The organism is Rhodococcus sp. NPDC055024 (genome assembly GCF_053608585.1).
Genome location: NZ_JBSGVT010000001.1, coordinates 355798 through 373696 on the forward strand (window position 1 = coordinate 355798; position 17899 = coordinate 373696).

The 17899-nt window shown below is 63.4% G+C and carries 14 protein-coding genes; 8 read left to right on the plus strand and 6 right to left on the minus strand.

Features of this window, described 5'->3' with window-relative positions; all coding sequences use genetic code 11:
- Nucleotides 1–7 precede the first annotated feature (7 nt).
- The 3 genes from ACWF6P_RS01635 to ACWF6P_RS01645 form a co-directional block, all read right to left on the minus strand.
- Nucleotides 8–2221 carry a TPR repeat region-containing protein gene (locus ACWF6P_RS01635; protein WP_452619728.1) on the minus strand — a complete coding sequence of 738 codons (2214 nt, stop codon included), beginning with the start codon at nt 2219–2221 and terminating at the stop codon, nt 8–10.
- A 71-nt stretch (nt 2222–2292) separates the two neighbouring features.
- Nucleotides 2293–2697 carry a hypothetical protein gene (locus tag ACWF6P_RS01640; RefSeq protein WP_452619729.1) on the minus strand — a complete coding sequence of 135 codons (405 nt, stop codon included), beginning with the start codon at nt 2695–2697 and terminating at the stop codon, nt 2293–2295.
- Nucleotides 2698–2773: 76 nt separating this feature from the next.
- Nucleotides 2774–4330: a TM0106 family RecB-like putative nuclease gene (locus tag ACWF6P_RS01645; protein WP_378445765.1), complete on the minus strand. Its 1557-nt coding sequence runs from the start codon at nt 4328–4330 to the stop codon at nt 2774–2776.
- A gap of 124 nt (nt 4331–4454) precedes the next feature.
- Between ACWF6P_RS01645 and ACWF6P_RS01650 the strand changes: the two genes are divergently transcribed.
- The 8 genes from ACWF6P_RS01650 to cysC all read left to right on the plus strand — a co-directional run bounded on the left by ACWF6P_RS01650 (nt 4455) and on the right by cysC (nt 11546).
- On the plus strand, nt 4455–5108 hold the full coding sequence (locus tag ACWF6P_RS01650; protein ID WP_378445457.1) for a DUF6474 family protein: 654 nt from the start codon (nt 4455–4457) through the stop codon (nt 5106–5108).
- A 14-nt stretch (nt 5109–5122) separates the two neighbouring features.
- Nucleotides 5123–5638: a hypothetical protein gene (locus ACWF6P_RS01655; protein ID WP_452619730.1), complete on the plus strand. Its 516-nt coding sequence runs from the start codon at nt 5123–5125 to the stop codon at nt 5636–5638.
- 52 nt (nt 5639–5690) lie between these two features.
- The gene (locus tag ACWF6P_RS01660; RefSeq protein WP_378536415.1) at nt 5691–6359 is read left to right on the plus strand and encodes a YcnI family copper-binding membrane protein; all 669 of its coding nucleotides are present in this window, start codon (nt 5691–5693) and stop codon (nt 6357–6359) included.
- On the plus strand, nt 6359–6877 hold the full coding sequence (locus ACWF6P_RS01665; RefSeq protein WP_283305760.1) for a copper resistance CopC family protein: 519 nt from the start codon (nt 6359–6361) through the stop codon (nt 6875–6877). The genes ACWF6P_RS01660 and ACWF6P_RS01665 overlap by 1 nt, the downstream gene beginning before the upstream one ends.
- Nucleotides 6878–6881: 4 nt before the next feature.
- Complete coding sequence (locus tag ACWF6P_RS01670) at nt 6882–7823, plus strand: copper resistance D family protein (RefSeq protein ID WP_452619731.1); 942 nt, start codon at nt 6882–6884, stop codon at nt 7821–7823.
- A 122-nt stretch (nt 7824–7945) separates the two neighbouring features.
- Nucleotides 7946–8755 (plus strand): trehalose 2-sulfotransferase, encoded by an 810-nt coding sequence (gene stf0, locus ACWF6P_RS01675; protein WP_452619732.1) that lies wholly within the window; start codon nt 7946–7948, stop codon nt 8753–8755.
- Nucleotides 8752–9666 carry a sulfate adenylyltransferase subunit CysD gene (cysD, locus tag ACWF6P_RS01680; protein ID WP_452619733.1) on the plus strand — a complete coding sequence of 305 codons (915 nt, stop codon included), beginning with the start codon at nt 8752–8754 and terminating at the stop codon, nt 9664–9666. Before stf0 ends, cysD begins: the two co-directional genes overlap by 4 nt.
- Nucleotides 9666–11546: an adenylyl-sulfate kinase gene (gene cysC, locus ACWF6P_RS01685; RefSeq protein ID WP_378642618.1), complete on the plus strand. Its 1881-nt coding sequence runs from the start codon at nt 9666–9668 to the stop codon at nt 11544–11546. The genes cysD and cysC overlap by 1 nt, the downstream gene beginning before the upstream one ends.
- On the opposite strand, the gene ACWF6P_RS01690 is transcribed toward cysC, so the two are convergent.
- From ACWF6P_RS01690 to ACWF6P_RS01700, 3 genes are read right to left on the minus strand one after another with little or no spacing between them, the layout of a single operon-like run.
- Entirely contained in the window at nt 11543–12913 is a 1371-nt protein-coding gene (locus ACWF6P_RS01690; protein ID WP_452619734.1) for a sulfatase family protein, read from the minus strand. The genes cysC and ACWF6P_RS01690 overlap by 4 nt on opposite strands.
- 56 nt (nt 12914–12969) lie before the next feature.
- A complete protein-coding gene (locus ACWF6P_RS01695; protein ID WP_452619735.1) occupies nt 12970–16167 on the minus strand; it encodes a carboxyl transferase domain-containing protein in 3198 nt (1065 codons plus the stop codon).
- Nucleotides 16164–17891 carry an AMP-binding protein gene (locus ACWF6P_RS01700; RefSeq protein WP_452619736.1) on the minus strand — a complete coding sequence of 576 codons (1728 nt, stop codon included), beginning with the start codon at nt 17889–17891 and terminating at the stop codon, nt 16164–16166. The genes ACWF6P_RS01695 and ACWF6P_RS01700 overlap by 4 nt, the downstream gene beginning before the upstream one ends.
- Between the last annotated feature and the right edge of the window lie 8 nt (nt 17892–17899).

Below are 17899 nucleotides of genomic sequence, written 5' to 3' on the forward strand. Positions count from 1 at the left end.
CACTCGCCTACTGAGCATGGAATGTCACCTCGTCATAACTTTCCTGCATTCTCGAACCATGTCTATCGGTTGGATCACCAAACTTCGAAAAAATCGTGTCGATGTCGCCCAACTTTTCTGTATTGCTCCCTACTTCATCCAGAAGGCCATCCCAGGACATCAAGGTTCCGTCATGATTGAATGCCCACTTGAATTCATTCTTGAGTTCAGGTGACAATTCTGGTGCCGCATTCAGAATATTATGCGCCTGCCGAGCTGAATCGAAACCCGCAAGTTCAGCCGTATCGGGCCCTGAAGGCTGGGCACCGATTATCGACTCCTTCAACGGATCTCCTCCGGCACCGATCATAGTGTTGATGTAATCTCCGCCAGGTAAGTTTCCGATTCCCAGCGTTCCGAGACTCATCAAGGCACCATATGCATTGTTCTTGCGCGCATATATTTCGGCTGCCTGGGTCGCTTTGTCGTCGTAACCATCCTGGGTGCCGAGAAGCAATCCGACATCCGTCAGTCCGGCAAGTCTTCCCGCAGTATCCAGTTTGTTGACTGCACTCCCCTCTGTGGGGTTCAGCGCATACTCACCCTGCTTCGCGAGCATCTCTTGATACGCCGCCCGAGTAAAGTTCGTGCCAGCGGTTTCATCGGTATTCATCAGAGCGAACACGTTTGCCGAACCACTGAAGTGATGCTTTCCGTCCGGATCAGCCCATCCAACAGTTTCGAAACCCGGAAGATTCTCAGAAACTGCCCCGGCCAAATGGGACACATAGGGACTCATACTGTTCGAAACTGTCTGCAACAGATCGGGATTGAGCTGACCAGTCGACTGGCCCTCGGCTTCGGGAACATTGGACAGCAACTTCCACGCGTCGTCGGTACTGACCGCTTCCCCAACAGCTGACATGATGCTGCCGGTACGAGTTGCCGTGGCCACATCGTTGGGATCATCCGGATTCTCCGTTGTGGCATCACCATCCGGGAAATCGAAGAGCGTCGACGCAGCTTTACCGTCGTCAGTCCAGTTGTGGGACAGCACATCCTTCACGAAGTCGCTGCCGGTATCTGGATTGTTAACAGCGGCATCGACTGCAATTTTGTCATCTCCCACAGCGGCGAAGATCGGCTCGGTGATCGCCATGTCCTGGGTACCACGCCCATCGACCGTGAAGTACTCGAACTTGTGTTCCGGGTTCTGTTCATGAGCAACCTGCGCATCCAGGTATTTCTGCCCCACGTCGAGAAGCGCACTGTCGAGGGCACTGCCGCTCTTGTACTGATCGTCGCCCATCGAAACGATGTCGGCGATCGCGTGATTGTCGCCAACGCCGTTGAGTGCAATGCTGGGAAGGCCGGATCCGCCGACTACTTCAAAGCTGTTTACCACCAGGTCATCCCGAGTCAGAGACTCTCGCATCTTGTCGGGTAGAAGGTTCAGACCGCCCTTGGTCGGAACGTCCGGATCACCCTCCACCGACGCGCTGACATTCTCGTTGGACAGTATCTGCAGCGAGTTTGCGACCGAAGCCTGCGCATCGGGCGGTAACTTCGAGAGCAGGTCTTCGATCTCCTGGGGCGATTTCCCGTCCAGTGATCTTCCCAGTTGATTGAGGTACTCCATCTGCGACGCCGAAATTGTCGCGGTTTCACCCCGCTCCAACGCCGTAGCCTGTTCCGATGTCAGGTGGCCGGTTTCCGTGATCCGCTGCAATTGCTCGAGTGTCAGCGACGTTGGGTCGGTCGCGAGAGCGTCAGAATCACTCTTACCCTGCTCCCCACCCGAGGTAGCTGCGGATACGAATGTCACACGTAACCCGTCACGAGCGCCGGCCAGCGAGCTTCGCACAGTATTGTCCGCATTCTCGGTGGCATGTGCAGCGTCGGTCAGCTCACGTTGCCGTTCGACCATCAGGGCAACACGGGCGGCTTCCGGTTCGGCCGCGGTGTCCGTGAGCAGAAGCGCATCCGAGACCACAAATCGATCCGCTTCTGCTGCAAGAACAGCCATTCGAGCCCGCCGCAAGGGAGCGTCGATCTCGTAAAAGCCTTGCTGTGCGGTCTTTGCCAGAGCTTCGAGAGCATCGACAACCTCGCCGGCAGTCTTCCTGTCTGCGGCGGCCCTGTCCTGAGCCGCTTCCGCGGTCTTCCCTTCCCAGTAAGCACCGTGCACGGCGGTAACACTGCTGAGGTACCGGGAAAACAGATCTTCCACCTTGCTGCCCAAGGCAATCCAGGCGTCGGCAATGGCGGTGAGCGACGCTGGATCCCACGATTCGATCTGTGCACGCGTCGGGGTCATGCGGTCGGTTCCTGGGCGACCCAGGCGCCTGTGGCGTCGGTGTACGTGGTGGCAAGTTCGGCAGCAGACTGCTCGTCACGACTGCGGAACTTTTCGGCGACGTTGGCCATGATGTCGCCGGTCTCGCCCAACCGTTCCCGCAATGAGGGAACCAGCACCCCCTCGACAAGCTCGTGCGAGATCGCTGATGCTTCGAGAAAAGAGGTCAGCACCGTATTCGCAGGCGCAAAAGAAGAATTCCCGAGCAAGGGCCCAGGCGCCATGGGGACAAACGTGCCCCCAGCGGCCGGAGGAGCACCGGCCGACGGTCCCACGCTCAGCCGACCAGCTTCATCCGCGAGCCCGTGCAGCACCCCGCCCAAGCTTTTCAATTCAGCGATATCTGCCGCAAACGTACCCACGATCCCCCCCTCGGACGTACGAGTCAGCCCCCCTGACTCGTGCAACGTCGGCCAAGTATACGTCGAGGCTGCCGGCTTACAGGTCCGAGGCGAGTGGAATTTCCTTCTCCGCGCGGTCCGTCATCCACTCACGTAGGACCTTGGTGGCGATGACGTCGTCCTCGTTGTACTGCAGGATGCGTGTCCGCTGCGTCTCGTCCGGCTCACCGTCGTAGCCGACCGCCTCGCGGTACCACGCCATCGACGCTTCACCACCGGCTTCGGCGTCACGCCAGTTGAACCCGGCGACGGGGGCAATCTTCTTGAGTCCCTTGCCGTTCGGGCAGATGAACTGATCACTCACCGCTTGATAGATGTCGACCCACTGCGGACTGTCGATGAACTCACGGATCTCGTCCTTACTGGGAATCCCGGGTTCACCGGCAAACCTGCGCGCCGAGTCCAACAACCACTTGTCCTCGGCCGAACGCGAATAGCAGTACGCGGCAAAGGTTTTACCCGAAGCAGCGGCTGCGGCGCGCTCCGCCATCAGCCAGCCCCAGAACTCTGCGAACGACCGCGCCTCGTCACGCGTCGGCAGCGGATCCCACGTCGCAAATCCTCGATACATCGAGAAGCCGCCGACATTGAGCAACGTCCCCCACAGGTAGGCGCCGTGCTCCTGATAGCTCTCCATGTCGACGTCGATCTCGATGTCCGCCCGAGTCACCGAGATCTTCTCGAACCGCCGCACCAACGGAGCATCCACCAACCACGCCTTGGCGATCACCACTGCGTCGTCGAAATTTCCGTGCGGCCAATCTTCGAGCGGCTCACCGTCCCAGGCGGCCAGCTGATCGATCGTGTTGCAGCCGACGTCGCGCAGAAGCTCGGCCCGCGATCCGACAGCGACGAGGCTGACGTCGCGGTTGCGGACCAACTCCTGCTTGCATTCGGTCCACCACGGGCACGATTTGCACTCGCTCACCTGTGACGGAGACGTCAGCACCTCACCGCGGGCCACAGCGATACGGTCGGCGAAACGCTCGTCGTAATCGTCGAGAATCGCGCTGAGGTCGTGGACGAGGATGCAGTCTCCGTTGTATCCGATCGCCCCGGCGGTCAACGACGGGCTCGCCAGCCCACGACGCTCGAGCATCCGATAGACCTGCGCGACGCGCATCTGATCGCGGACCTGACTGCGGACCTTGCGTTTGGGATCGACCGCGGGCTCCCATTCGAAGAGCCCCGAGGTGATCGCGCCCTGACCCGGATCGGTCACCTTGTGATTGACGACAATGACGGGGATGTACCCGCCGCCCTCGTCGTCACGGATGAGCATTTCGCAGCGGCCCTTGCGGCCGGTATCGCGCTCGACCGGCAGGACCGCGCCCCAGATCCGGTCCGCGCCGGCCTCACAGGCAGCCAGAGTGTCGCGAGCCTGCGCCGACGCCGATTGATCGGGGTTGATCTTCACCCAACGCTCGGGAGCAGCGCCGATCACCAGGTCGGCGATCTCCGCGCGCTTCGCGATCGCGGCATCCTGGCGCTGCTTCACGCCGGTGTCGACGGGTTCCGAAGCCGATTTCCCGGGAAACAACCCGTCCAGACGCACCCGATGACGGCATCGGGTCAACGCCCCCGAATCGATGATCGGGAGCTGGGGCGCGGGGTTGTTAACGGAACACACGATGACGAAGATTATGTGCTCCCCTAGGCTGAAGCCGAAGCGCAGGTACCTGGCAACACACAAACACCTGGAAACGGGGTCCTTTTCGATGGGGTTGTTCAAGAAGCGAAAGTCTCGTGCCACCCGCAAGGCGGAGGCAAAGGCTCTCAAGCACAAGGCTGAGGTCGAGGCGAAGCTCAACGCCAAGAGCCAGCGTAAGCGCGACAAGGTCGAGACCAAGTCGCTCAAGAAGCTGGAGAAAGCCGAGATCGAGTCAGCGCACAAGATCGAGAAGGCGCAGATCGCGACCCTGAAGGCGCAGGAGAAGGCCGCTGCGAATCAGGGCCTGACCGTCGCCAAGGTGCGTAAGTACCTGGGTGTGGCACGTCTGCTTGCCCCCGTTCTCCTGCCGATCGCCTACCGTGCGGCCACGGCAGTGCGCGCCCAGCTCGACACCACGCGCGCACAGAAGATGGGCATCGCCGTCGACCAGCTCGGTGACTACACCGGTCACGGCGCGAAGTTGAGCGCTCGTATCGCCGGTGCCGAGAGCTCGGTCACCGAGATCCTCAGCCGCAAGCCCGACGACGCGGAGACGCAGCGTTTTGCCGCCGCCATCCGTGAGCGCCTCGGCGACCTCAGCACGGCAGTTCGCGCTGCGGAGCAGATGCCGCAGGCTCGCCGTAAGGCAGCTCATCAGGCAATTTCTTCCGAACTCGACGGCGTCGAAGCAGATCTGCTCGCACGTCTCGGCGTGCGCTAGACCTGAGTAAGCCAGTGAGAGCAGCCGAGCAGACCGCGACCCTCCGGGGGACAGCTGTCGGTTCCGCTTCGGCTGCTCTCGCTGTCGCTGCGCACGGAATCGGTGGAGGCGAGCTGCCACAGTCGTCGTCGCTGACCCTGCTGCTCGCGGTCTGCGCAACCGTCGGCGCGGTGACGGCCACCCTTCCCGCCCTCTCTCGGGGGCCCGCTGCACTGATCGTGGCTCTCGGCCTGGGTCAGCTTGCCGCGCACACCACCATGACGCTCTCCGGGCACGCTCATTCGCCCGCTCCGGGATTGGTGATGCTCGGTGCTCACGCCGGTGCCACCGTCGCCTGTGCGGTGGCGGTCCTGGCCGCCGAGCGCCTCTACCGGGTTGTCACCCACGCTCTTCACGTCGTCCTGGCGTCCCTGGCGCCTGCCGCCGTCACTTCCCGCGGTCACACCGTCTCGACCGGAATCCATCACGGACCCGTCGACGCTCTACTGCGCGCCAGCATCTCGCGGCGCGGTCCTCCTGCCCTGGTCTGAAGATTCGTAGAACTCCCCACCCCTTCACCAGACCAAGAGGACACTTCCCGACATGAAGAACACCCTGATTTCGCGTGCGGTTGTCACGACCGTTGCTACCGGCAGCGCCGTGCTGCTGGCCGCCGGAATTGCTTCAGCACACGTCAGCGTCGTCGCACCGGGAGCTACGCAGGGCGGATACTCCGTTCTCACGTTCCGCGTGCCCACCGAATCCGACACCGCTTCGACCACCAAGCTGACGGTGGCGCTCCCCGACCTCAAGTCGGCACGTACCGAACCGTTGCCCGGCTGGACCGCCGTCGTGGAGAAGGACCCCACCACGTTGGTCGCCAAGTCCGTGACCTGGACCGCCGACCCCGGCGTCGGAATCGCGCCCGGCCAGTTCCAGCAGTTCGTTCTTTCGGCCGGCCCGCTGCCGGAGCAGGAAGAGGTCGAGTTCAAGGCCGTACAGACGTACAGCGACGGGAACGTCGTCAACTGGGATCAGGAAGAGCTTGCCGACGGCAGTGAGCCGGACAAGCCCGCGCCGACGCTGACTCTCGCCGCATCCACCGGCGATGCCCACGGAGCCCCCTCTGCCGATAACACTGCCGAGACTTCCGCCGCATCCGAATCTTCTTCCTCGGACAACACCGCCCGCTGGCTCGGCGGCGTCGGCCTGGTGCTCGGCGCGTTGGGCGCTGCACTCGGCCTCGGCGCACTGGTCAGGAGCAAGCGCTGATGAGTACCCGAATCAAGGTCATCGCCGTCGGCATGCTCGCGATGCTGGCCACGATGCTCGGAATGGGCACTGCCAGTGCACACTCCGCGGTGGTCGGCTCCAACCCGGAAAACGGTGCGTCCGTTCAAGTTGCGCCTGACAAGGTTTCGGTCACGTTCAACGAGGCCCTGCAGGCGCAGTTCGCGGCACTGACCGTCACCGGCCCGGACGGCAACCTCTGGACCAAGAGCGATCCGTCCGTCGAAGGTCCCACTGTCAGTGCAGACCTCGGTGATCTCGGACCGACCGGTGTCTACACCATCGCGTACCGCGTCACCTCCGCTGACGGTCACCCCGTCAACGGAACCCTGACCTTCACCCTCACCGAGGCAGGGTCGGGAACTCCCGGCGCTGCCGCCGCGTCGAGCACAGGTGAGTCGGAGTCCGGCAGCATGCCGGTGTGGATCTTCATCGTCGCCGGCGTCGTCGTGTTCGGCGGTGCGCTGTTCTTCGTGCTCCGTAAGCCGAAGTCGAGCTGATCGCGTGACGGGTACGGCAAACAGGTGGTGGTTGCTGTTTGCCGTACCCACAGCTCTGCTGGGAGTCCTGATCGCCTGGGGTCTCGCCAGTCCGTCGGGACCCGAATCGTCGAGCACTGTCCGCGTCCTCGCAATCGGATGCGGCTCGTTGACGCTCGGTATCGCGACTCTCGCCTGGATGGGTCGCGGTGAACGCCGCCCGGCAACGAAGCCCGCTGTCATGTGGACCCAGCTCACCGCCGCGGCGGCGGTCTGGCTCGTTGCCGAGATCACGCTCCTCGTGCTCAATGCCGCAGCGGCCGACGGCGCCCCGGTCACCTCGCTGACCATCGGGCACTTCGGCGCATTCGTCTCCGAGGTCAACGTCGGCCGCGTCGGCGTCGCGATCATCACGTGCGCGTTTGCCGTCGTCTGCTACGGCGTCTACGGATTCACCAATCCCGAGACCGTTCCCGTCGCACCGGCATTGGTCGTCTCCGCGTTGGCCCTCGCTGCCCGCCCGATCACCGGGCACATGGCGCAGCAGAGCTTCGGATCGATCCTCGACGCCGTTCACGTCCTCGCTGCGGCCTTGTGGTTCGGCGTGCTGGCCGCACTCGCGCTTGCCGTACCGTCGCGCGGTGCGTGGGCGATCTGGTTGCCCAAGTACTCCGCCCTCGCCTGGCGATGCGTCCTCGCGCTGATCGTCACCGGTATCGTCAACGCCGTCGTGCGACTCGACTCGCTCTCCGCCTTCTACGACACCGCATACGGCCGGGTGATCCTCGCCAAGATCGTGGCGATCGCACTGCTCGTCGCACTGGGTTGGTGGTGGCGCCGGACGTGGGTGGTCGCAAGTGCCGCACACCGCATCAGTGCGGACGGATCCCTGCGCCGCGCCGTCGGTGAAGTTGTCTTCATGGCCATCGCTTTCGGGCTCGCCGCGGCCCTTGCGACAACTGCGTAAGACGTGCCTCAGCGCGACATTTCGTGACCCGCACATTTAACGTTTCACGTCGAGATTTAACCTCTGCGTGAGTTTATTTTCCCAGCTTGCGGCAGTTTCCGGCCCCCCTTAGCGTTGCTCGCATGACGGAGGCCCAACGCTCGTTTCTCGTCTGCGCTTCGCAGCGCAGCGGCAGTACTTTGCTGGTCGAATCCCTGCGAGCGACCGGGGTCGCGGGTGAGCCGGAAGAGTTCTTCCAGTACCTCCCCGAGACCTCGCGATCGCCGCAACCGAGGCAGTGGTTCGAGGACGTCACGGACGAGTCCGTCCTGGGTCTGCTCGCCCCGTTCCACCCGGGCACGCCGGACACTCGCACCTCCGAACAGTGGCGCACACAACTTCTCGAACTCGGCCGGACCCCCAACGGAGTCTGGGGTGGCAAGCTGATGTGGAATCAGACGCCACTCCTGCTCGATCGCGCGGCTGGATTGCCGTGGCGCAGTGGGACGGATCTACGTTCCGCGCTCCATGACACCCTCGATCACGACCTGCAGTTCATCCACGTCTATCGAGAAGATGTTGTCGCTCAGGCTGTGTCGATGTGGCGCGCCGTGCAGACGCAGGTCTGGCGCGACGACGCCACCCCACCGAATCTCTCCGACGGTGCGCAGTACAACGCACTCGGAATTGCACACCTGGTCACAATTCTCAGTGAGCAGGAACGACAGTGGAAGCGCTGGTTCGAAGAGGAGGACATCTCCCCCATCGAGATCGGGTTCCGCGATCTCACCGAAGACCCGCAGTCCGTGGTCGCAAAAACCCTCATCTCCCTCGGCCTCGACGGACAACTGGCCCCACCACCGCCGCTGCGTCGTCAGAGCGACGGGCGATCCCGCGAATGGGTGCAGCGCTATCGCATCGACGCCGAACAGAACGGATACCCCGTCACATGAGCACCGTCACCGATGTGGTCGACGAACTCCGAGTTCTCGAATCCGAAGCGGTTCACATCATTCGAGAGGTGGTGGCAGAACTCGAAAGACCGGTACTACTCTTCTCGGCGGGTAAGGACTCGATAGTCCTGCTTCGGCTCGCCGAGAAGGCGTTTCGACCGTCGCCGCTCCCCTTCCCCGTCCTGCACGTCGATACCGGTCACAATTTCGAGGAGGTCATCGAATTTCGCGACCGCCGAATCAAGGAGGGCGGACACACACTTCTGGTTGCCTCCGTTCAGGATTCGATCGACCAAGGGAGAGTGCAGGAGTCGACCGAGACCAGCGGATCGCGAAACCGACTGCAGACCAGAACCCTGCTCGACGCTCTCGAAGGTGGGCGATTCGACGCCGCATTCGGTGGCGCCCGCCGGGATGAAGAACGTGCGCGCGCCAAGGAAAGAGTGCTCAGCTTCCGGGACGAGTTCGGCCAGTGGGATCCACGGGCGCAACGTGCCGAACCGTGGTCGCTCTACAACGGGCGAATCAGACGCGGCGAGTCCGTTCGTGTCTTCCCACTGAGCAACTGGACCGAACTCGACATCTGGCGCTACATCGCCCAGGAGGAACTGGAACTGCCGTCCATCTACTTCGCGCACGAACGGCGGGTATTCGAGCGCGACGGAATGCTCCTCGCCGCTTCCGAATTCAGCACCGATGCTGAGAATGCCTCGGCTACCACCGAATGGGTGCGGTATCGAACCGTCGGCGATCTGACCATCACCGGCGCAGTTCGATCTCATGCCACCACCATCGACGACGTGGTCACCGAGATCTCGGCCGCGACGGTATCCGAACGAGGCGAGACTCGCGCAGACGACCGAACGTCGGTCGCCGCGATGGAAGACCGAAAGCGTGAGGGCTACTTCTGATGACCACCACCATCACTCGCCAACTCCTGCGACTGGCAACGGCGGGTAGCGTCGACGACGGCAAGAGCACCCTGATCGGCCGACTGTTGCACGACACCGGCAGCCTGCCCACCGATCACCTCGATTCCGTGACCGACGAGGATGGTGTCGCTGATCTGGCCGCACTCTCCGACGGACTGCGCGCCGAGCGTGAACAAGGAATCACGATCGACGTTGCCTACCGATTCTTCTCCACTCCCACACGAAGTTACGTCCTCGCCGATACTCCGGGACACGAGCGCTACACGCGCAACATGTTCACCGGCGCATCCAACGCACACGTTGCCGTCCTGTTGGTCGACGCGAGAACCGGAGTGCTGCGTCAGACGCGTCGGCACGCCAGAATCGCTGCGCTGCTCGGTGTTCCGAACCTTGTGGCAGTAGTGAACAAGATCGACCTGGTGGACTTCGACGAAGCGCGATTCGCTCAGGTACAGGAAGAACTGCGGGCCTTGGCGCGGCAAGTGGGACGCGAGGACGTACTCGCCATCCCGGTTTCCGCGAAAGCCGGCGACAACGTCGTGACCCGTTCGGAGAACACCGCGTGGTACGACGGTCCGACGCTCCTCGAGTACCTCGAAGGCGTTGAACTCCATGCGCCTGCGACCCGCACCGAAGAGCTCCGGCTTCCCGTGCAGTGGGTTTCGCGCCCCGATCCGCAGAACCGTCGCCGATACACCGGCCGAATTTCGGCAGGCACGCTGAGCGTCGGAGACGAAGTGGTGGTTCTGCCGTCCGGATCGAAGAGCACTGTGATCGGATTGGACACTCTCGACGACAACCGCATCACTGCCGTTGCACCACTGTCGGTTTCGGTGGAACTGGCCGACGACATCGACGTCGGACGCGGCGACGTTCTGGTCAGTGGCGGCGCGCAGGCTCATTTGCCCGTGCTGGCCCGAGAACTGGACGCCACGATCTGCTGGTTGTCCAACGCCCCGTTGCGCGCCGGTGACCGCATAGCACTCAAACACACGTCCCGGACCGTGCGAGCGACGGTTCAAGAGCTGCACACCCGACTCGACCCCGAGACACTCGACGAGCAGGACAGCCCGGTGGAGCTGGGGCTCAACGACATCGGAACGGTGACGCTCCGAACGAGTTCCGTGGTGGTCGCCGATACCTACGACCACAATCGGGACTCTGGTGCGTTCATTCTGATCGACGAGCAGAGCAACGACACCGTCGGCGCAGGCACCATTCTCGAACCCCGCGTCGTTGTTCCCGGCGAGCAGACCCGCAGTGACATCAAATGGCACCCGTCCTCACTCGAGCGTCAACGACGGTGGGCGTCGACTACACAGAAGGGCGCCACGATCTGGCTGACCGGCCTACCTGCCTCCGGAAAGTCCACCGTCGCCGTGGCTGTCGAACGTGCGCTGGTCGAGGCCGGGCGCACCGCGTATCTTCTGGACGGCGACAACGTGCGCCACGGCATCTCCGACGATCTCGGGTTCTCGCCGGGAGACCGGGCTGAGAACATCCGTCGCGTCGGGCATCTCACTCGACTGTTTGCCGACGCCGGCGTGGTGGCCATCGCGTCGATGGTCTCGCCGCTGCGTTCGGATCGAGCGATTGCGCGTGCTCTCAACGAAGCTGCCGGACTCACCTTCCTGGAAGTTGCCGTCACGACTCCCGTCGAGGAATGCGAACGTCGAGATCCCAAAGGCCTGTATGCACGTGCGCGGGCCGGTGAACTGAAGGGGCTCACCGGAATCGACGCACCGTACGAAACGCCGGAAGCTCCGGACCTGGCTTTCGACACGACCGGCGCTGACATCAGTGAACTGGTCGAGCGGGTCATCGCATTGTTGGAGGAGCGAGAGACCGCTCAAACCTAGGGGTTTTCGGTGTCCGACTCGAGATAGCCGCGGTCCGCGCTGTAGGCGGACCGCACGTTGGGCCGGACACCGATCTTCTCGAGGTACGCCGCCATGCGGTGCACGGCCATCGCACTACCCAGCGCTTCGTCGGGGAGACGATCGTCGGTTTCGGCGCGCCAGTTGTGAAGCTGCGAGGACAATTCCGCCTGTACCGCCGAGACTTCCGGTCGATCGATCAGATTGATCTTCTCGTCCGGATCGGTTCGTAGGTCGTACAGCTCCCGGGGTGCTCGTACCGCCAGATGCTCGGTGCCCAGGGCTTTTCCGGAAAGACTGTCCTCGATGTCGAGCGGTAGATCCAGAGCCGGGCGGACGGCGTAGTTCTCGATGTAGCTGTAGTCCTTGGTTCGCACGGCGCGAATGGGATCAAAGCTGTCGTGAAAGGTCTTCTCCGTGAACAGGGAATTCCGGACGGGTTCGGACGGCTCGGTTCCGCGATCGACGAGGGCATCGGCGTGCGAGCGCCCTTCCACCTCGGTGGGGACGTCGATTCCGAGGAGATCGAGAATGGTCGGAACAAGATCCACACCGCTGAACAGTGTCTCGTATTCCTTTCCGCCACTGCGATACCGCGCGGGAGGCCGAGCGATCAAGGCAATGCCGGTGCCGGGTGCATAGAGCGTCGATTTGGCGCGCGGGAACGCCGCGCCGTGATCGGTGAGGAAGAAGACCCACGTGTTCTCGTCGAGCCCCTCTTCCTCGAGGGTCGCGAGCAGATCACCCACTGCGGCGTCCGCTACCTCTACGCTGCCGTGGAACTCGGCCAGATCCTCGCGCACCTGCGGCACGTCGGGAAGGTATCCGGGAACCTCGAGCGCTGCGGTGTCCGCCGGGGTGTAGCGATCCGCCGGGTACGGCCGATGCGTTTCGAAGAATCCCGTGGTGAGCAGGAACGGCTCGGGCGGGAAGCGTCGTAGCCAGTTCTGGGCACGCGGAACCACGTAGTCGCAGAACGAGTTCGTGACGTCGTACTCGTGATAGCCCAGTCGCTTCGGATACGCAGTCTCGTGCTGCATGCCGAAGAGCGAGGTGTACCAACCGTTGTCGGAGAGGATCTGCGGAAGCGTCTGCACCTCCGCGTGGTACTCCCAGCCGTGGTGCGCCAACCCGATCAGACCGTTGTTGTGCGGATACCTGCCCGAGAAGAGCGATCCGCGCGAAGGCGAGCACAGCGGCGCCGTCGCGTGTGCGTCGGTGAACCGGATGCCTTCTGCCGCCAGCCGGTCGAGGTGGGGGCTGTTGACCCCGGCGACACCGTAACTCGCGAGGTGCCGCCCCAGGTCGTGCCAATGAATGATCAGGACGTTATCTCGCGCAGCCGACACGTGGGCAAGGCTAGTTGCCCTGCCCACGTGCGGCAACAGCTCGAATCAGCAGGATCTCAACTGTTTCTGCCGAGCTGTCTGATCCATCCGCGGGTATCGGCCGGATCGATGACGTCATCCAGTTCGAACGTGGTCGCCGCCATGAGCGCCTTGCCCTGTGCGTAGGCCAGTTCCACGAACTGACCGAACAGTGTTTCCCGAGCCACCGGATCTTCGACGGACTCGAGTTCCTTACGGAAACCGAGACGCACGGCGCCTTCCAGACCCATCGGCCCGATCTCGCCGGTCGGCCACGCCACCGTGAACTCGGGTGCGTGGAAGGAACCACCGGCCATCGCCATGGCGCCCAACCCGTAACCCTTGCGCAGGATGACCGTTCCGAACGGCACGGTGAGTCGAGCACCGGCCACGAAGAACCGGCCGAACCTTCGGACTGTCGCCTCCTCCTCCGAATCCGGGCCCACCATGAAACCCGGTGTATCGCACAGGGTCACCAGCGGGATGCGGTGTGCTTCGAGGAGTTCCAGGAAATCCGAGGCCTTGTCCGAGGCTTCCGCGTCGATCGCTCCGCCGAGATGCTCGCTGCTGTTGGCCAGCACACCGTACCGAACTCCTTCGACGCGAACGAGCGCAGTGACTACACCGCGTCCGTAGTCTCGACGCAGTTCCAGGACGCTGTCGACGTCCGCGATTGCGTCGATCGCTCCACGAACGTCGTACGAGCGCAGGCGATTCTCCGACACCACATGCCGGGAGAGCCGCGGATCCGGAGCCGTCCACTCTCCGCTCGCACCCTGGAAATAGCCGAGGTACTGCTTGGCCAGGGCCACCGCATGAGCGTCGTCGTCAGCGACCAGGTGTACGACGCCGTTACGGCGCTGCACGTCGATGGGGCCGATGTCCTCGGGGCGGAAGGTTCCGAGCCCGCCGCCCTCGACCATGGCAGGACCACCCATGCCGATATTGGCGTCCGGTGTTGCGATCAGCACGTCGCACGCGCCGGCCAGGGCCGCGTTGCCCGCGAAACAACGACCGGACACGACGGCGACCATGGGCACCCGCCCGCTCAGCGCCGCCATGGCGCGGAAGGTTCCCAGCTCGAGGCCCGCCCCGGCGCCCGCATCGGTGTCACCCGGGCGACCGCCGCCGCCTTCGGCGAACAGCACCACCGGAACTCGCTTGCGGTCGGCGATCTCGAGCAGGCGGTCGGTCTTGGCGTGATTACGCATGCCCTGGGTACCGGCGAGCACCGAGTAGTCGTACGAGATCACGACGCTCTCGCCGCCGCTGATGGTCGCCACTCCGCCGATCAAACCGTCAGCCGGAGTGTTGGCGATCAGGTCTTCCTCGCTGCGTCGACTGCGCTGCGCCGCCAGCGCGAGAGCGCCGTACTCGACCAGGCTGCCGTCGTCGACCAGGTCGTAGATGTTCTCGCGAGCCGTCCGGCGTCCCAGCTTGTGACGCTTCGCCACTGCCGCGGGCCGGGCCGCGTCCAGGGTCACCTCGTGGCGAGCGATGATCTCCGCGAGATCGGGACGCACGTCGTCGAGGTTCACCTCGTCGACCTCTGCGAGCTTCGATCCCGCGCTTGCACTACGGACGACGAGCAACGGTTCGCCCGCACCCACCGACCTCCCCGGTGACGACAGGACCCGGACCACTTCGAGATCACCGGGAGCCGAGAGAACATGCTGCATCTTCATCGCCTCGAGGACGGCAACCTGGCCACCCGCATGGACGCCGTCACCGACGGCGGCGAGTTCGACGACGATGCCCGCCATCTGCGCACGAACCACATCCTCGTCCGGTGCCACGTCTACAGCCGAGGAGGGCGTGTGTGGACCGGCTTCGGGAACGAGGTCCGCCAACCGCGAACCCAACCAGTCGACGTCGACCAAGCCGTCACGGAAGTCCTTGTCGGACAGAATTGCCTGCAGGAACTCGATGTTGGTCGCTACGCCGTCGATGGCGAACTCACTCAAAGCAGCAATCGACTTGCGCACCGCGGCAGGGAAATCCGATCGACGCGTGTGGGTGATCACCTTCGCCAGCAGGGAATCGTAACGTGCACTCGGCGAGAGCCCGACAGCGCCGAAGGTGTCCACTCGCACACCGGGCCCGCTCGGAGGAGTGAAGGTGTCGAGCGTGCCCGACGACGGCAACGCATTGCCGTCCGGCGTCATGGTTTCCATGTTGACGCGGGCCTGGATCGCGATTCCCGATGCGACTGCCACGGATCCGACTGTCTCCGAGTCCTTCTCGACAGCGGTGATTCCGGTTGGTAGGTCCAGGTTCTCGAACGGAACTCCGTCCGCGATCGCGAGCTGCACGGCGACGAGATCTATCCCGGTGACCTCCTCGGTTACCGTGTGCTCCACCTGAATTCGCGGATTAACTTCGAGGAAGACGAAGCCGCGTTCCTCGACGAGGAACTCGACCGTCGCGATTCCGCGGTAGCCGACCTCGGCACACAGCCTCGCGGCCGCGGCGTGCAGACGCTCGCGCAGGGCCCCCGACAGCCCCTGCGCGGGCGCTACCTCGATCAACTTCTGATGCCGACGTTGGACGCTGCAATCACGGTCACCCAGAGCGAGCGCATGGGTTCCGCCTTGCCCCGGTGCCGCCACGATCTGCACTTCGATGTGCCGAGCGTGCTCACTGAGTACCTCGGCGAACAGTGCCGAACTGCCGAATCCCGACTGGGCTTCGGCCGCACACACACGGTACGCGTCGTCGATTGCTTTCGGGTCACGCACCGCGCGCATGCCGCGGCCACCGCCGCCGCTGAGCGCCTTGATCATGATGCCGCGGGGGTTGCGCTCGAAGAATTCGCGCACCTCGTCGAGGGCGGCGTTCGCCGATGTCGACGGCAACACCGGTACGCCGGAGTCGACAGCCGCAGTGCGGGCGCTGGCTTTGTCTCCGAAAGTCCGGAGGACCTGGGCGTCCGGGCCCACGAAGACGATGCCTGCCTCTGTGCACGCCTGCGCAAATTCGGCGTTTTCACTGAGGAATCCGTAGCCGGGGTGCACGTGTGTGGCGCCCGTTTCGGCCGCGATCTTCAGCAAGCGGCCCTGATCGAGATAGACGGAAGCGCCCGAAGCTCCGAGCGGCACCGACTCCGTGGCCGCCGCGACGTGCGGGCTGGACGCGTCGTCCTCGGCGTAGACCGACACCGTCTCGATGCCGAGTTCACGGGCAGTTCGAATGATCCGCAGCGCAATTTCACCGCGGTTCGCAATCAGCAGTCTCATTTGTCCCCCTGAGTGGCCGGGGCCGCACATGAAGACTTCGTAGTGCGCTCGAACAGATCGCCCTTGCGCACCTTTCCTGTCGCAGTCATCGGAAGTGCCTCGAGCACTTCCACTTCGGGCACCTTGTACGTGGCCATGTTCTCCTTCGCCCACGAGACGATCTCGTCGGCCGCGGTGTCGGAACCCTCGACCAGCTGAACAAACGCAAAAGCCACCTGCCCCTTGTCCTGGTCCGGCTTCGGCACCACCGCAGCCTTTTCGATCGCGGGATGCAGCATCAGCAGCGCTTCCACCTCGGACGGGAAGACGCTCATGCCGTTGGTCTTGATCATTTCCTTGTTCCGCGCCAGGTAGTGCAAACCACCACGCTCACTGAACTTTCCGACGTCGCCGGTCTGCAACCAGCCGTCACGGATGGCGTCGGCCGTCGCAGCGTCGTTGCGGTAGTACGCAGAAAGGATCGACGGACTGCGCACGATGATTTGTCCGTGCTCGCCGACGGGAACCGGCCTGCCGTCGTGATCGACGATCAGAACGTCGGTGCCGGGCACCGGTATTCCGCAGAACACCGGCTCGCTTTTCAGGTCGTAGTCACCGTCCTGGAAGCCGAGGGTGATCGTGTCCGCGGTATGGGTTTCGGTCATGCCGTAGCTCGCTTCGCGCAGAACACCGCCGGTGGCCTCGCGCCACCGCTGGCGTGTGGCCGGATCGAGTTTGAGGACAAACGAGACTGCCATGGCGTTCTGGAGTGTCGAGAGATTTCGCTCCGCGAATCCTGGTGTGTCCATCAGTTCGACGTAATTGTCGACGGTTCCGACCAGTGAGGTCACGCCGTAAGCCTCGACAGCGTCGAGCGTGGTTTCCGCATCCCAACGATTCAGCAAGACAACGGTTCCGCCGTTGACGAGCGGAACCAGGATGCCGAAGTCCTCACCAGCGATCCAGAAGATCGGCAGAAACACCAGGGACACAGGCGGATTGGCGCCAACCTGGTCACCGCCGGCAAGCGTCGCCGTGGCCGCGGTGTAGACCATGTGGCGCTGAGTGTGCTCACAGCCCTTGGGCATTCCCGTCGTTCCGCCCGTGTAGTTCAGAGCAGCAAGGGAATCGAGATCGGTGGCAACCGGAGTCGCCCGCTCACTGGTGATGATCGACTGCCAGTCGCTCAGGCGCGGATCGTCCACCTCGAAGGGCAGTTCGACGGTCGGGATCGCGGTCAGCATGTCCGACACTGCGGTCTTCGCGACGTGTTCGAGCGGAGTCTGGGAGCGAACCTTCTTCACCAACTTCGAAAAAGTGTTCTGCGTCAGAAGAACCGTGACGCCCGCATCGTTGAGTTCGTGAATCAATTCGTGTTCACGGAAGAGCGGATTGATCGGCACGTGAACCGCGCCGACCTTCAGAATGCCGAGCATCGCGATATGGAACTGCGGGCAATTGACCAGGTGAACGCCGACGCGATCGCCGCGTTCGACGCCGAGCGAAAGCAGCCATCCGGCAAAGCGATCCGAAAGCTCGTCGTATTCGGAATACGTGATGACCCGGCCGTAGAAGACGATTGCGGGAGTATCCGGCCGCTCTGCCGCCCAATGCCGCAAGTAGTCGACAAGCCCCCCGCCTTCGAGCGGATACTCGACGGCACGGGGAATGCCGGCGGGCCAATGCGCTTGTTGCAGCGCGGAGATTTCCGCCAGAGCCGCTTCGAGCACGTCTTGTTCTGCCACCGATCACT